The sequence below is a fragment of the Nonomuraea sp. NPDC049152 genome (genome assembly GCF_040648355.1).
Lineage (GTDB): Bacteria > Actinomycetota > Actinomycetes > Streptosporangiales > Streptosporangiaceae > Nonomuraea.
Window position 1 is genome coordinate 124,980 of the sequence record NZ_JBEZDO010000024.1, and the last position, 13,809, is coordinate 138,788.

Annotated in this window: 15 protein-coding genes; 3 read left to right on the top strand and 12 right to left on the bottom strand. The window is 72.2% G+C overall.

Annotation, left to right across the window (positions count from 1 at the left end):
* Positions 1–41: 41 nt before the first annotated feature.
* A complete protein-coding gene (locus AB0B45_RS35425) occupies positions 42–818 on the top strand; it encodes a thioesterase family protein (RefSeq protein WP_358139657.1) in 777 nt (258 codons plus the stop codon).
* On the opposite strand, the gene AB0B45_RS35430 is transcribed toward AB0B45_RS35425, so the two are convergent.
* The 4 genes from AB0B45_RS35430 to AB0B45_RS35445 all read right to left on the bottom strand — a co-directional run bounded on the left by AB0B45_RS35430 (position 799) and on the right by AB0B45_RS35445 (position 5,521).
* Positions 799–2,721 (bottom strand): sialidase family protein, encoded by a 1,923-nt coding sequence (locus AB0B45_RS35430; protein ID WP_358139660.1) that lies wholly within the window; start codon positions 2,719–2,721, stop codon positions 799–801. The genes AB0B45_RS35425 and AB0B45_RS35430 overlap by 20 nt on opposite strands.
* Positions 2,722–3,112: 391 nt before the next feature.
* Positions 3,113–4,537, bottom strand: coding sequence for an NADP-dependent phosphogluconate dehydrogenase (gene gndA / locus AB0B45_RS35435; RefSeq protein WP_358139663.1), 1,425 nt, complete (start codon positions 4,535–4,537; stop codon positions 3,113–3,115).
* 57 nt (positions 4,538–4,594) lie between these two features.
* Positions 4,595–5,284, bottom strand: a complete 690-nt coding sequence (locus AB0B45_RS35440) for an HAD family hydrolase (protein ID WP_358139666.1) — start codon at positions 5,282–5,284, stop codon at positions 4,595–4,597.
* Between the two features lie 18 nt (positions 5,285–5,302).
* Positions 5,303–5,521 (bottom strand): hypothetical protein, encoded by a 219-nt coding sequence (locus tag AB0B45_RS35445; RefSeq protein ID WP_358139669.1) that lies wholly within the window; start codon positions 5,519–5,521, stop codon positions 5,303–5,305.
* 99 nt (positions 5,522–5,620) lie between these two features.
* Between AB0B45_RS35445 and AB0B45_RS35450 the strand changes: the two genes are divergently transcribed.
* Together AB0B45_RS35450 and AB0B45_RS35455 are read left to right on the top strand one after the other, a co-directional pair.
* The gene (locus AB0B45_RS35450) at positions 5,621–6,283 is read left to right on the top strand and encodes an NAD(P)H-binding protein (protein WP_358139672.1); all 663 of its coding nucleotides are present in this window, start codon (positions 5,621–5,623) and stop codon (positions 6,281–6,283) included.
* Positions 6,280–7,317, top strand: coding sequence for an aldo/keto reductase (locus AB0B45_RS35455; RefSeq protein ID WP_358139675.1), 1,038 nt, complete (start codon positions 6,280–6,282; stop codon positions 7,315–7,317). Before AB0B45_RS35450 ends, AB0B45_RS35455 begins: the two co-directional genes overlap by 4 nt.
* A gap of 4 nt (positions 7,318–7,321) precedes the next feature.
* Here the strand turns inward: AB0B45_RS35455 and ptsP are convergent, their stop codons facing one another.
* The 8 genes from ptsP to AB0B45_RS35495 are packed head-to-tail and all read right to left on the bottom strand — an operon-like array spanning position 7,322 to position 13,777.
* Complete coding sequence (ptsP, locus tag AB0B45_RS35460) at positions 7,322–8,932, bottom strand: phosphoenolpyruvate--protein phosphotransferase (RefSeq protein ID WP_358139678.1); 1,611 nt, start codon at positions 8,930–8,932, stop codon at positions 7,322–7,324.
* Positions 8,925–9,209 carry an HPr family phosphocarrier protein gene (locus AB0B45_RS35465; protein ID WP_358139681.1) on the bottom strand — a complete coding sequence of 95 codons (285 nt, stop codon included), beginning with the start codon at positions 9,207–9,209 and terminating at the stop codon, positions 8,925–8,927. The genes ptsP and AB0B45_RS35465 overlap by 8 nt, the downstream gene beginning before the upstream one ends.
* 10 nt (positions 9,210–9,219) lie before the next feature.
* Positions 9,220–10,224, bottom strand: coding sequence for a zinc-dependent dehydrogenase (locus AB0B45_RS35470; protein ID WP_358139684.1), 1,005 nt, complete (start codon positions 10,222–10,224; stop codon positions 9,220–9,222).
* Positions 10,221–10,637 carry a PTS sugar transporter subunit IIA gene (locus AB0B45_RS35475; protein WP_358139687.1) on the bottom strand — a complete coding sequence of 139 codons (417 nt, stop codon included), beginning with the start codon at positions 10,635–10,637 and terminating at the stop codon, positions 10,221–10,223. The genes AB0B45_RS35470 and AB0B45_RS35475 overlap by 4 nt, the downstream gene beginning before the upstream one ends.
* The gene (locus AB0B45_RS35480) at positions 10,630–10,941 is read right to left on the bottom strand and encodes a PTS lactose transporter subunit IIB (protein WP_358139690.1); all 312 of its coding nucleotides are present in this window, start codon (positions 10,939–10,941) and stop codon (positions 10,630–10,632) included. The genes AB0B45_RS35475 and AB0B45_RS35480 overlap by 8 nt, the downstream gene beginning before the upstream one ends.
* Positions 10,938–12,062, bottom strand: coding sequence for a PTS mannitol transporter subunit IICB (locus AB0B45_RS35485; RefSeq protein WP_358139693.1), 1,125 nt, complete (start codon positions 12,060–12,062; stop codon positions 10,938–10,940). The genes AB0B45_RS35480 and AB0B45_RS35485 overlap by 4 nt, the downstream gene beginning before the upstream one ends.
* Before the next feature lie 12 nt (positions 12,063–12,074).
* Entirely contained in the window at positions 12,075–13,019 is a 945-nt protein-coding gene (pfkB, locus tag AB0B45_RS35490) for a 1-phosphofructokinase (protein WP_358139696.1), read from the bottom strand.
* A complete protein-coding gene (locus AB0B45_RS35495; RefSeq protein ID WP_358139699.1) occupies positions 13,016–13,777 on the bottom strand; it encodes a DeoR/GlpR family DNA-binding transcription regulator in 762 nt (253 codons plus the stop codon). Before AB0B45_RS35495 ends, pfkB begins: the two co-directional genes overlap by 4 nt.
* Positions 13,778–13,809: the final 32 nt, after the last annotated feature.

Here is a 13,809-nt window from a genome sequence, read left to right on the forward strand (position 1 = left end):
TCGTCACCGGCGCGCGCGCCGGCGTTTTAGAATCCGATTCTGTGGATAACAACGGGGCGTTCTTCGCCCTCACCAAGGGCGAGTTCGTCCCCGCCCCGCACGCACACAGCCCATGGGCGACCGACATGCTGCACGGACGGCTGCTCGGCGGTCTCGCCGCCAGGGCGCTGGAGGCCGAACACGGCGACGAGGGGTTGCGCTTCGCGCGGCTGACCGTCGATCTGTTCCGCAACACCTCGTTGCTGCCGATCACGGTGGAGACGTCGAGGGTCAGGGACGGCCGCAGGATCAGGGTCGCCGACGCCACACTCTCCACCGAGCAGGGCCCGGTCGCGAGGGCCAGCGCGGTGCTCCTGCGCGAGGGCGAGCAGCCTCCGGGCGAGACGACCCACACCAAGGCGTGGGACGCGCCCGTCCCCGACGGCCCTCCGCTGGACGGCGGGCTGCGCCTGCCGTTCCACCTGTGGCAGCTCACCGCGTGGGGCGTCGATCCGGGGCCGCACAGGGCGTGGGTCAGGGAGGCGTTCCCGCTGGTGGAGGGCGAGCAGGCCACGCCGTTCACGCACGCCGCGCTGGCCGCCGACTTCGCCAGCCCGCTCGGCAACGTCGGCTCGGCGGGCCTGCACTTCATCAACGCCGACTTCACCCTCACGCTCGCCCGCCTGCCGAGAAGCGAAGAGCTCGGCCTGGAGGCGTCGGGACACCTGAGCGCCGACGGCATCGCACTGGGTCAGTGCGTCATGCACGACACGCTGGGGCCGATCGGCTACTGCGTGGTGACCGCCGTCGCGAACCCTGCTACCCGAGCGTCGCGGTGACCAGCGTCCACTCGACGAAGGCCTCGGCGCCGCCGCTGACCCAGTGGGAGACGTGCGGGCGCTCGCGGTTGTCCTGAACGACCCAGTTCGCCCCGGTGTCGGCGCCGTCGGCGAACAGCCGGGCCACGCCCGCGCTGTCGACCTCGACCCGCCAGAGCCCCGCGCGGCCCCTGTGCACGCGGCGCCAGGTGGTCGAGCCCTTGGTCATCGCCCAGACCTCGTCTCGCTGCACGGTCATCATGAGCCTGCGCGCGCCGTTGGCGACCTTCGTGCCGAGGCTCACGCCGCGTCCCGTGGCGGGGTCGAGGGTGGCGGCGGTGACCACCCTGCCCCGCAGTTCCACGGTGAAGTCGCACGACTCGGTAATCTCCAGCGGAACGCTCGCCGAGCCGCGCAGCCTGAGCCCGCCGCCGGTGATCGTGCTGGTCGAGAGCTTCCAGTCCGCCCACGACAGGGCACCCAGGTTGTCGGTGACCGCGGCCGCGGCCTGCCCCGACAGGGTGGTCGCCGAAGGTCCCGAGGGCTGGGGGAGCGTCCAGCGCACGCCCGTGTCGGCGTCGTCGCGCCACAGCGCCGCGCGGCCGCGCCGGTCGGTGACGACGCGCCACCGGCCGCCTCCGGGCCCGAGGACCTGCCGCCCGTCGACGAGGACGCCACCCGGCCCCACGGCGAGGTCCATCCGGCCGCCCACGGAGAGGTGGAAGTCCTCGCCTTCGACCGTGGCCACGAACCCGGCGGCGGGCGCCTGCGGCACCGATCCGGGGCCCGCCAGCCGTACGCCGGTGAAGGCACGGGTCAGGTCGAGCCTGGCCAGCCTGATCCCGATCTGGTTGTGCTCCCAGACGACGAAGAACCTGCCGGGCTCGTACTCCTCGGCGCTGGCGTAGACGTCCCATCCGCGGGCCGCGCCGCTGGTCAGCCTGGTCCCGTCGGCGAACAGCCGTCCTGGACCCCAGGGCAGCCCCGGCGGCTTGACCTTGTAGTGCAGCACCTCCCGGTACTGCTCGGGCTTGTCCCCGCGGAACGGCCCCGCGTGCGTGTTGTAGATCGTGAGGTATCGGCCCTCGCCATCCCTGGCAAAGAAGCCTTTAACGTAATAATTCGGGATCTGGGGGTCCAAGGTCATCGGCGCCCAGGTGAGCCCCCCGTCCGCGCTCGTTGACACCGCCGCGTAGGCCGCATGGGCGCGGTACCTCGCGTCCCTGTCCTCCGGGGACGTGCCGCCCCGCAGGTCGAGCGCCCTGGCCACCATCACCAGGCCGCCCTCCTGAGAGGGTGCCACCTGCGGCTCCTCCACCCCGATGCCCGGCGGCGGCTGCGCCGACCCGCCTGGGCTCCAGGTCCGCAGGTCCGTCGAGCGAAGCACTCCCGCCCGGGTCCCGCCGCTCGTCTGCCGCCAGTACGGCAGCAGCCACACTCCGTCGTGCTTGATAGGTTTCCCCGCGACCACCACACCCCTGCTGTTGGGCGGCACGTCGACCGTGATGGGAAAGTCGTGCCAGGTGGCACCCGCGTCCGCACTGCGCTTGGCGACCATGCGGACAGGGAAGCCGTCCACGTTCCCCGCCTGGTCGCGGTCCTCGGCGATCGTGATGCGTCCCAGAAGGGCGTAAAGCACACCAGAATCGTTGAGGAAGATCACGTAGTGGTAGCGGTGTGTGGCCGTCGCGCCGGCCAGCGTCCCCGTGACCCAGGTGCGCCCGCCGTCGGCCGAGCGGGCGTAGCCGATCGAGCCCTGGTCGTTGGGCGTGGGATCCAGGGGATCGGCCACCCCGGCCCGCCAGCCCACCACCAGCCGGTCGGCGTCCAGCACCGCGAGGTCCGGCACCCTGTTGCCCTCGTGCGCCAACTCCCCGTCGGCGCGCCTGCTCACCGTGCTGAAGACCGTCACGGGATCGCTCACGCACGGCCCCACCACGTCCGACTCCGGCCATGTCACCCACCCATCTTCCGTCGCCGCCCCGCCCTCGGGTGACCGTCGTCACCCGACGTTCACGCGCCCGCCTCCCTACGGCAAGCACCAGGAAGCCCACCGTAGTCACCGGTGACCCTCTGTCCATGCACGCCACTCCAGCAGGACTTCGGCGCGCGCCGTCACATCGGGCTCGTACCCCTCCACTCCTACAGGACGTCACGTAAAAACGGGGAAAACGACGCAGGCCCCGCAGCGCGGGCGCTGCGGGGCCAAAAATCTACAATGTAAAGGCGGTCGGCCGGGTCGAGCGAGGCGAACGCCGATCACCCGACCCGGCGGCGAAGGCCGGCCGCCTGCCTGGTCAGCGGGGTGGGGCCGGTCACGCGGAGTGCTCGGCCCTGTCGCCCGACCAGTCGGTGTGGAAGGCGCCCTCCTTGTCGACCCGGTGGTAGGTGTGGGCGCCGAAGTAGTCGCGCAGCCCCTGCACGAGCGCCGCGGGCAGCCGGTCCCTGCGCAGCCCGTCGTAGTAGGCCAGCGCGGAGGAGAACCCGGGAGTCGGCACGCCGATCTTCACCGCCGTGGACACCACCCGCCGCCACGCGTCCTGGGCGGCGGCCAGCGCGCCCGCGAACCCCTCGTCGGCCAGCAGGGTGGGCAGGGCGGGGTCGGCGTCGTAGGCGGCCCTGATCCGGTCGAGGAAGCGAGCCCTGATGATGCAGCCGCCGCGCCAGATCGTGGCCATCGCGCCGAGGTCGACGTCCCAGCCGTACTCCTTCGACGCCGCCGCGATCTGGTCGAAGCCCTGCGCGTAGGCGACGATCTTGGAGGCGTAGAGCGCCTGCCGTACGTCCTCGATCAGCTCCTTGCCCGCGACGCCCGACAGCGAGGGCCCCTGCAGGCCGCGGGCGGCCGCGCGCTGCTCGGGGTGGCCCGACAGGGCGCGGGCGAAGACCGCCTCGGCGATGCCGGTGACGGGGACGCCGAGCTCGAGCGCGCTCTGGACGGTCCAGCGGCCCGTGCCCTTCTGCTCGGCGCTGTCGACCACGACGTCCACGAACGGACGTCCGGTCTCGGCGTCGACATGGTCGAGCACCTGGGCGGTGATCTCGATGAGGTAGGACTCGAGGTCGCCCTCGTTCCACTCGCGGAATATCTGGGCGATCTCGGCGGGGGAGGCGCCGAGCGCCTGGCGCAGCAGGTCGTAGGACTCCGCGATGAGCTGCATGTCGGAGTACTCGATGCCGTTGTGCACCATCTTCACGAAGTGGCCCGCGCCGTCGGGGCCCACGTAGGTCGCGCAGGGGACGCCGTCGACCTTGGCGGAGATGTCCTCCAGCATGGGGCCGAGCGCCTCGTAGGACTCGCGCGAGCCGCCCGGCATGATGCTCGGGCCGAGTAGCGCGCCCTCCTCGCCGCCGGAGATGCCGGTGCCGACGAAGTGGATGCCGCGCTCGCGCAGTGCCGCCTCCCTGCGCCTGGTGTCGTCGAAATGGGCGTTGCCGCCGTCGACGATCATGTCGCCCGGCTCCATCAGCGCGGCCAGCTCGTCGATGACGGCGTCGGTGCCCGCCCCGGCCTTGACCATGATGATCGCCCTGCGCGGCCGTTTGAGTGAGGCGACGAAGGCCGCCATCTCTTCGGAGGGCAGGAACGTGCCCTCGCCGCCGAACTCCTTGACCAGCGCCTCCGTACGGCTGTGAGAGCGGTTGTGCACCGCGACGGCGTAACCGTGGCGGGCGAAGTTGCGGGCCAGGTTGCGGCCCATCGTGGCAAGTCCGGTGACGCCGATGTCTGCCAGATCCATGTCAGCTCCTCTTGCGGAGATACGCATCCTTCACATGATCGGTTTGGCGGTGGGTGCTTATTCCCCCAGTCGCACGCCCAGCTCGTCCAGCCGGCTGAGCATGTCGGCCGGGTCGGCGTAGACGCGGAAGGCGCCCGAGCGTTCGAGCTCGTCCCTGCCGTACCCGCCGGACAGCAGGCCGACGCCCAGCGAGCCCGCCCTTCTGGCGGCCAGCAGGTCCCAGACGCTGTCGCCGACGACCATGGCGTGGCGGGGGTCGACGCCGAGCAGGGCGGCTCCGGCAAGGAAGAGGTCGGGGTCGGGTTTGGCGCGCCGTACCAGGTCGCGGGTGACCATCGGGGTGTCTTCGGGCAGCTTGAGCATGGACAGGGCCAGGCGGGCGGTCTTGGCGTATCCGCTGGTGGCGATCGCCCACGGAACCTGGCGGACGGTCAGCTCGCGCAGCAGCTCGACCGCGCCGGGCAGCGGCCTGACCGTGTCGATCTGCTCGGTGTAGGCGGCGGCGTGAGCCTGTTGGAGGTCGTCGATCTGGTTCTGGGTGAGCGTGAGCCCGGTCTCCCTCAGCAGGGCGGTGACGAACAGGCCGCCGCTCATGCCGATCCTGCGGTGGATCCGCCACACCGAGAGGTCGATGCCCATCCGCGACAGGGCGCCACGCCAGGCGATGACGTGCTGGTAGACGCTGTCGATCAGGGTGCCGTCGAGGTCGAACAGGAAGGCGGGGCCCGGTGGTTCGGTGTAGTCCATCTGTCCATTGTGAGCACCTCACACGAGGAAGATGACGGTGAGGCCGATGACTGCGTCAACTACGGCGCACCACTCGGCGTAGCCGCGGGGCACGACGGCGCGCCGCGCCCATCTCGGCGACGGGCGGCCAGTGGTGGCCGCGGCCCAGACGGAGGCCAGGAGCAGCATGCCGATGATCATCGCGAGCGGCATCTCGCCGTGGTGCCTGGCGAACAGGAGAGTGGAGGTCCTTGGCATGGCTTCACACTCCCGGCGGCGCCGCGCAGGCGGCAGGTGCGCGCTGTCACCTGGTGACCGTGCGGAACGCATGGCTCACCCGTGTGAAACGCTGGTGGCATGCGTGTTGTGATCGCGGGTGGACATGGGAAGATCGCGCGCCTGCTGGAGCGGAGGCTGGCCGAGCGGGGCGACCGGGCCGCCGGGCTGATCCGCAATCCCGATCATCGGGCCGGCGTGGAGGCGGCGGGCGGGGAGGCCGTCGTCTGCGACCTGGAGAGCGCGGGCGTCGAGGAGGTCGCGAAGCTGCTCGAGGGCGCCGACGCGGTCGTGTTCGCCGCGGGCGCGGGTCCCGGCAGCGGGGCGGCCCGCAAGGACACCGTCGACAAGGGCGCCTCCGTGCTGATGGCCGAAGCGGCCGAGCGGACCGGCGTGCGCAGGTTCGTGCAGATCTCCTCGATAGGCGCGGGCGCGCCGCCGGAGGAGGGCACCGACGAGGTGTGGGCGGCCTACATCGCGGCTAAGACCGCCGCGGAGGACGACCTGCGCGGGCGCGACCTCGACTGGACGATTTTGCGGCCCGGGGGCCTGACCGACGCGCCGGCGACAGGAAGGGTGTTGCTCGCGCAGCCGCCGGTGCCCAGAGGCGCCGTGCCGCGCGACGACGTGGCCGCGGTCGTCGTGGCGCTGCTCGACGAGCCGCGTACGGCCGGCATGACGCTGGAGCTGGTGGGGGGCGAGGCGCCCATCGCCGCAGCCGTTCGGGCACTCTTGGAAGAGTGACTGAACACCGCGGCCTCGGAAGAACCGGTCTCAAGGTCAGCCCGCTGTGCCTCGGCGCCATGATGTTCGGCGCGTGGGGCGAGCCGTCCGTGGAGGAGTCCACCAGGATCATCGGACGGGCGCTCGACGCCGGGATCAACTTCATCGACACCGCCGACGTCTACTCCGGTGGCCAGTCGGAGGAGTTCGTCGGCCACGCCCTGGCCAAGTCGGGCAGGCGCGAGGAGATCGTGCTGGCCACGAAGGTGCACGGCGCGATGGGCGAGGGCCCCAACCAGCGGGGCAACTCCAGGCGCTGGATCTTCCAGGCCGTCGAGAACAGCCTGCGCAGGCTGGGCACCGACTGGATCGACCTGTACCAGATCCACCGGCCCGACCCCGACACCGACATCGAGGAGACCCTCGGCGCGCTGACCGACCTGGTACGGCAGGGCAAGATCCGCTACCTGGGCAGCTCGACGTTCCCCGCCTACCACCTGGTCGAGGCCCACTGGGCGGCCGAGCGGCGCGGGCTGGAGCGGTTCGTGTGCGAGCAGCCGCCGTACTCGCTGCTGGTGCGCGGCATCGAGGCCGACGTGCTGCCCGTCGTCCAGCGCTACGGCATGGGCGCCATCGTGTGGAGCCCGCTGGCTGGAGGGTGGCTGACCGGCGCCTACCGTGAGGGCGCCGAGCCACCGCGCTCGCGCAGGGCAGAGCGGCTGCCCGAGCGCTACGACCTTTCGCTGCCCGGCAACCGGCGCAAGCTGGAGGTGGTCGAGTCGCTGGCGGTCCTCGCCGAGGAGGCGGGGCTGACGCTGATCCAGCTGGCGCTGGCGTTCACCCTGCGGCATCCGGCGGTGACCTCGGCCATCATCGGGCCGAGGACGATGGACCACCTGGAGAGCCAGCTCGCCGCCGCCGACGTGAAGCTGACCGATGACCTGCTCGACAGGATCGACGAGATCGTCCCGCCCGGCGTCACGCTCAACGCGGGCGACAGGGGCTGGCAGCCGCCCGCCCTGACCGACCCGCGCTTGCGCCGCCGCCCCTCCTAGCGCCTCACGGCAAAGTCCTGGCGTCCGCCAGCCGCCTGCACTCGGCCATCGTGTGCTCGGCCAGCGCCTGCCGTACGGCGGGCACGCTGATCGCCGCCATCGACAGGCTCGTCACGCCCAGCCCGGCCAGCACCGGCGCCAGCCTAGGGTCGCCCGCCGCCTCTCCGCACACCCCGACGGGCTTGCCCGCCGTACGGCCCGCGTCCGCGCACATGCCGATCAGCCGCAGCAGCGCCGGCTGCGAGGGGTCGAGCAGGTCGGCCAGGCCGGGATGCTGACGGTCGGCGGCGAAGGTGTACTGGCTGAGGTCGTTGGTGCCGATGCTGAGGAAATCCACCTCCTCCAGCAGCTCGGCGGCCTGCAGCGCGGCCGACGGGACCTCGACCATCACGCCGACGTGCGCGATGCCCTTGCGCCTGGCCCTGTCGGCGAACGCGGCGGCCTCCTGCCGGGTGGCCACCATGGGCGCCATCACCCGCGGGCTCGCGCCGGTCCGCAGCGCCGCCTCGGCGACGGCCGCCAACTGCGTGTCGAGGACGGCGGGCCGTACGCGGTCCACGCGCAGGCCCCGCACGCCCAGCGCCGGGTTGGGCTCGGGCGGCAGATCGAGGAAGGGCAGGGGCTTGTCGGTCCCGGCGTCGAGGGTCCTGATGACGGCGTCGGGGCAGGCGGCCAGCACCGCGGCGTAGGCGGCGACCTGCTCGTCGAAGGATGGGGCGCTCCTGCGGTCGAGGAAGAGGAACTCGGTGCGGAACAGTCCCACCCCCTCGGCGCCCTCGGCCAGGTCGGCGGCCGAGCCGATGTTGAGCAGCAGCTTGACCGGATGCCCGTCGGCCGTCCTGCCAGGACCGCTGCTAGCGCTCAGCGCGGCGCGCCTGCCGGCCTCGCGCGCCCTGATCGCGGCCGCCTCCTGCTCGTCGAGCCCGGTGACGAGCTCACCCGTTCCGCCGTCGACGGCGACGATCGCCCCCTGCGGCAGGTCGAGCGCGCCCGCGCAGGCGACGACGGCGGGCAGGCCCCTGCCTCTCGCCAGGATCGCGGTGTGGCCGGTCGGGCCGCCCTTGGCGGTGACCAGCGCCAGCACGTCGGGTACGAGCGTGGCGGTGTCGGCGGGCGAGAGGTCCTCGGCCACCAGCACGAACGGGTGGCCAGGGTCGGGAACGCCGGGCATGGGCCGGCCCATGGCGGCGGCCGTGGCGCGGTTGCGCAGGTCGTCGAGGTCGGCGGCGCGTTCGGCGAAGTAGCCGCCCGCCGCGACGAGGGCCTCGCGGTGGCGGGCGAAGGCCCTGTCCAGGGCGTGGACGGCGGGCAGGCCCGCCCCGACGTGCTCCTGCGCCGCCTCCAGCAGCATCGGGTCGTCGGCCATCATCGCCTGGGCCTCGAGGATGTCGCGCGCCTGCCCCTCGCGCGCCCGCTCCGCCCGACTGGCCAGCTCGGCCGCCACGGTCCGCAGCGCCGTGCGCACGGCCTGCTCCTCGGCCGCGCCGTCCCGGCTCCGACCGTCGGCGGCGGGCAGGGGCGGGAGCGCCGGCGGCTCGGCCATCCGGACGACGGGTCCCGCCGAGCGGCCAGGGCTGACGCCGAGTCCCTTCAACCGCTCGGGAGGCTCAGCCATCAGCCGGCTCCTCGGCGTCCAGGTCGCGAGCGAGCAGCTCGGCCAGCGTGTCGACGGCCGCCTGCCCCTCAGGACCTTCGGCCGAGAGCGTCACCTCGACGCCGTGCACCGCGCCGAGCGACAGCACCCCCAGCATGCTGGTCGCCGGTACGGACTTGCCCGAGCCGACCGCGATCCGCACGGGCAGGCCCAGCCTGACCGCCTCCTGCACGAAGATCTTGGCGGGACGGGCGTGCAGGCCCGTGCGCGAGGCGACCACCACGGTGCGCTCTGCCATCACTCCTCCTTCACGGCTCGATCGTGACCTTGATGGCGACGCCCTTGCTCACCAGGTCGATCGCCTCCAGCACCTGCGAAAGGCCGAGCCGGTGGGTGATCAGGTCGGCGACCGGCACCGCCTCCTCCGCGATCAGCCCGAGCGCCCGCGCGTTGTGGGCGGGGCTCGACCCGTTCGCGCCGACGATCGTCAGCTCCCTGTAGTGCACGAGGTTGGAGTCGCACGCGATGATCGGGTCGTCCTTTGGCAGCCCGCCGAAGAAGCTGACGCGGCCCTGCCTGGCCGCCATCCGCAGCGCCTGCTCCTGCGCGGTGCCCGACGCCGCGGCGGTGATCACCACGTCCGCTCCGCGTCCCCCGGTCAGCTTCAGCACCTGCTCGACGGGGTCGGCGTCGATCGCGGCGTCCGGCTGGACCATGGCCGCGGCCAGCGCCAGGCGGGCGGGGTTGACGTCGACGAGGAACACCCTGGCGGCGCCCCTGGCGCGGGCCAGCCGTACGTGGAGGCAGCCGATCGGGCCCGCGCCCATGACGACCACGTCGTCGCCCTCGCCGACCCTGGCCAGCTCCTGGCCGTTGAGCACGCAGGCCAGAGGCTCGGCCACCGACGCCTCGGCGAAGGAGACGCCGTCGGGGATGCGGTTGACGCCGTCGACGGCCATGACCTTGGCCGGGACGATCATGTACTCGGCGAAGCCGCCGTCGTAGTGGTAGCCCATCGACTCCTGGTTGGGGCAGACGGTCATCCTGCCCCTGCGGCACTCCTCGCACGAACCGCAGGGGATGGCGGCGATCACCTGCACGCGCTCGCCCGTGCCGACCACCTCTCCCGCGATCTCGTGACCCATGACGCGCGGCGGCCTGATGTGGTGGTGGCCGTGGTGGAAGATCTTGGTGTCGGTGCCGCAGGTCGAGCAGTTGCGCACTCTGATCTTCAGCTCGCCGGGGCCCGCGGTCGGCTCGGGCGCCTCCTCGACCCGCAGGTCCCCTGGCGCGTGGAATCGGGCGACTTTCACGACAACTCCTTCATGACGGTCTCGACCTCGCTCGCCTCGCGCAGAGTGCGCGCGCGTTCGGGATCGAGCAGGATCTCGGCGAGCTCGGCCAGCAGCGCGACGTGGCCGTCGCCCCTGGCGGCGATGCCGACGCAGAGCGTGACGCGCTCGCCGTCCCAGTCGACGCCGTCGGGGAAGCGCACCACGCAGATGGCATCACGCAGGATGGCCTCCCTGCTGACGCCGTGCGGGATGGCCACCCCCTCGCCCACGTAGGTCGAGATGGAGCGCTCGCGCTCCAGCATGGCCTCGACGTACGGCTCGGCCACCGCCCCCGTCTCCACCAGGAGCAGGCCGCAGCGCCTGATCGCCTCCTCGCGGCTGTCGGCGTGCTCGTGCAGGAGCACCGCCCGCCGTTCCAGGACGTCACGCACCGACCGTCCCGCCCTTCTTGATCGTGGCGATGAGCCGGGTGACGGCCGGATCGCCGAGGAAGATCTGGAACGGCACGAGCACCGCGCCGGGCGCGGCCGCCGCCCGCGCGCGGGCGGCAAGGCCCGCGTGGCACAGCACGACGTCGGCGTCGGCGGGGATGGAGTTGACCGGAGTGTGCTCGACCGTGACGCCGGTGTCCTTGAGCTGCTTGCGCACGGTGGTGGCCAGCATGACGCTGCTGCCCATGCCCGCGTCGCAGGCGATCACGATCTTGTGGATGTCCTTGCTGTCGATGCTGGTCATGACGCCTCCTGGGCGGCGGGCTGGGTCGTGTATTCCGATGCGGTCTCGTCCTGCGCTGCCTCGTCGGGTTCCTTCTCGCCGCGTCCGAAGCCGAGCAGGAGGGAGGCGACGGCGAAGCTGGCGGCGGTGGCCAACAGGATGCCCGCGGCCACGCCGAACCAGCCGCCCTTGGGCGTGACGGCGAGGTAGGCGAAGATGCTGCCGGGCGACGGGGTGGCCACCAGGCCCGCGCCGGTGATCATGAAGGTGAAGACGCCGGCCGCGCCGCCCGCGATGACCGCGATGATCAGGCGCGGCTTCATCAGGACGTAGGGGAAGTAGATCTCGTGGATGCCGCCGAAGAAGTGGATGATCATGGCGGCGGGCGTGCTCGGCCGTAGTGCCCTCGGCCCGAAGAACAGGTAGGCCAGCAGCAGGCCGAGCCCAGGGCCCGGGTTGGACTCCAGCATGAACAGGATCGACTTGCCCTGCTGCACCGCCTCCGCGACGCCCAGCGGGCCGAGCACGCCGTGGTTGATCGCGTTGTTGAGGAACAGCACCTTGGCCGGCTCGATCAGCACCGAGGCCAGTGGCAGCAGGCTGTGGCCGATGAGCCAGCCCACCCCGCTGCCCGCCGCCTCGGTGACCACCTTGACGATGGGCCCGATGCCCCACACGCCGAGCAGCGCCATCGCGCCGCCGACGATGCCGGCGGTGAAGTTGTCGACCAGCATCTCGAAGCCGGCCTTGGTGCGCTGCTCGGTGAACCTGTCGACCAGTTTGAGCACGTAGGCGGCCAGCGGTCCGATGACCATCGCGCCGAGGAACATCGGGATCGTCGCCCCGACGACGACGCCCATGGTCGCCACCGCGCCGACGACCGCGCCGCGCTGGCCGTGGACCATCCTGCCGCCCGTGTAGCCGATCAGGACCGGCAGCAGGGTGGTGATGATCGGGCCGACCAGGGCGGCCAAGGACGCGTTCGGCAGCCAGCCGGTGGGGATGAACAGGGCGGTGATGAGACCCCACGCGATGAACGCGCCGATGTTAGGCATGATCATCCCGGCCAGGTGGCCGCCGATGCGCTGGATGGTCGCTTTGACGCCGGTCCCGTAGACCGGGGGAGTGTAGGTGTCAGCCATGGGGGTGGCTCCTTACGGGGTGGTGGCTCCCAGAGGCATGGAGGGGTCGAAGGGGCGCATGAGCACCCGGTCTCGGTGGATGTCGCAGGGGTGGGGCATGCGACTGCCCGGCAGGCCGACGGCCGCGGCCGCCCAGGCCAGGGCCTCGATCAGGGCGCTTTCGCCGCTCGCGCCCGCGGCCAGGAAGCCCGCCAGCATGGCGTCGCCCGCGCCGACGGTGCTGCGCGGCTCCTCGACGCTGCTCTCGCCGTAGCGGACGGCGCCGTCGGTGACCAGGATCGCGCCGTCGGCGCCGAGGCTGGCCAGCACCGTGCGCGCGCCCGCGGCGCGCAGCTTCTCCGCGGCCTCGACGGCGTCGCCCATACGGGTGATGGACATACCCGTCGCCTCGGCCAGCTCCTCGCGGTTCGGCTTGACCAGCGCGGGCCCCGCGGCCAGCGCGGCCAGCAGCGCCGGACCGCTGGTGTCGACGGCGACGTGGATGCCCGCGCTGGAGAAGCGCTCGCACAGGCGCGCGTAGACGTCGGGCGGCACCTCGGGCGGCAGGCTGCCGGAGGCGACCACCCAGTCGGCCGAGTGCGCCGCCGACAGCACCGCGTCGGCGATCGTGTCGAGCTCGGCCGCAGACAGAGCGGTGCCCGGCTCGTTGATCTTGGTGATGGTGCCGTCGGGCTCGGCCAGCGTCACGTTGGAGCGGGTGGCCCCCCGCACCGGTACGGTCACCATGTCCAGGCCCTCGGCCGACAGCAGGTCGATCAGCCGGCGTCCCTCGTCACCCCCGTACGGCACGACCGCGCACGAGGCGACGTCGTTGGCCAGCAGCGCCCTGGAGACGTTGACACCCTTGCCCCCCGGATCGAGCCTGGCCGCGGCCGCCCTGATCACCGCGCCCCTGTCGAGCGAGCTCACCTCGATCGTTCGGTCGAGGCTCGGGTTGAGCGTCAGCGTGAGGATCATGCCCGCACCACCTGGGGACCCGCGGCCGAGACGTCGGCGGCGGTCGCCGCGTCCAGGCCCGTGTCGGTGATCAGCACGTCGATCTCGGCCAGGGTGGCGAACCTGGCCAGGCACGTGTTGGTGAACTTGGTGTGGTCGGCCAGCAGCACGCTGCGCTGCGCCGCGGCGATCATCGCCCGCTTGATCGCCGCCTCGGCGGGGTCGGGGGTGGTCAGGCCCTTGGCCACCGAGCAGCCGTTGGTCGCCATGAACGCCACGTCCACGTGCAGGTCGGCCAGGGGGCGCAGGGCCCAGTCGTCGACGGTGGCCAGCGTCCGGCCGCGCACCCTGCCGCCGAGCATGATGACGTTGAGGTTCGCCCTTGCGGCCAGCACCGAGGCCAGCGGGGGCGAGTTGACCACCACCGTCAGCTCCCTGTCGGCGGGCAGCACCTGCACCAGGCGCCCGGTCGTGGATCCGGCGTCGATGATCACCGATCCGTCCTCCGGCAGCTCGGCGAGCGCCGCCTTGGCGATGCGTTCCTTCTCGGCGGTCAGCACCTCGTCGCGGGCGGCCAGCGCGGGCTCGAAGCCCAGGCGTTCGACGGGGATCGCCCCTCCGTGCACCCGCCGCAGCACGCCCGCGCGCTCCAGGGCGGTCAGATCACGGCGGATGGTCTCGGTCGTGACGTCGAACTCCTCGGCGAGCGTCACCACGTCCACGCGACCGGCGTCACGGGCCATGCGCAGGATCTGCTGCTGGCGCTCCTCGGCGTACATGTTGTTGATTCACCGCCGTTTCCGTTTGGTTT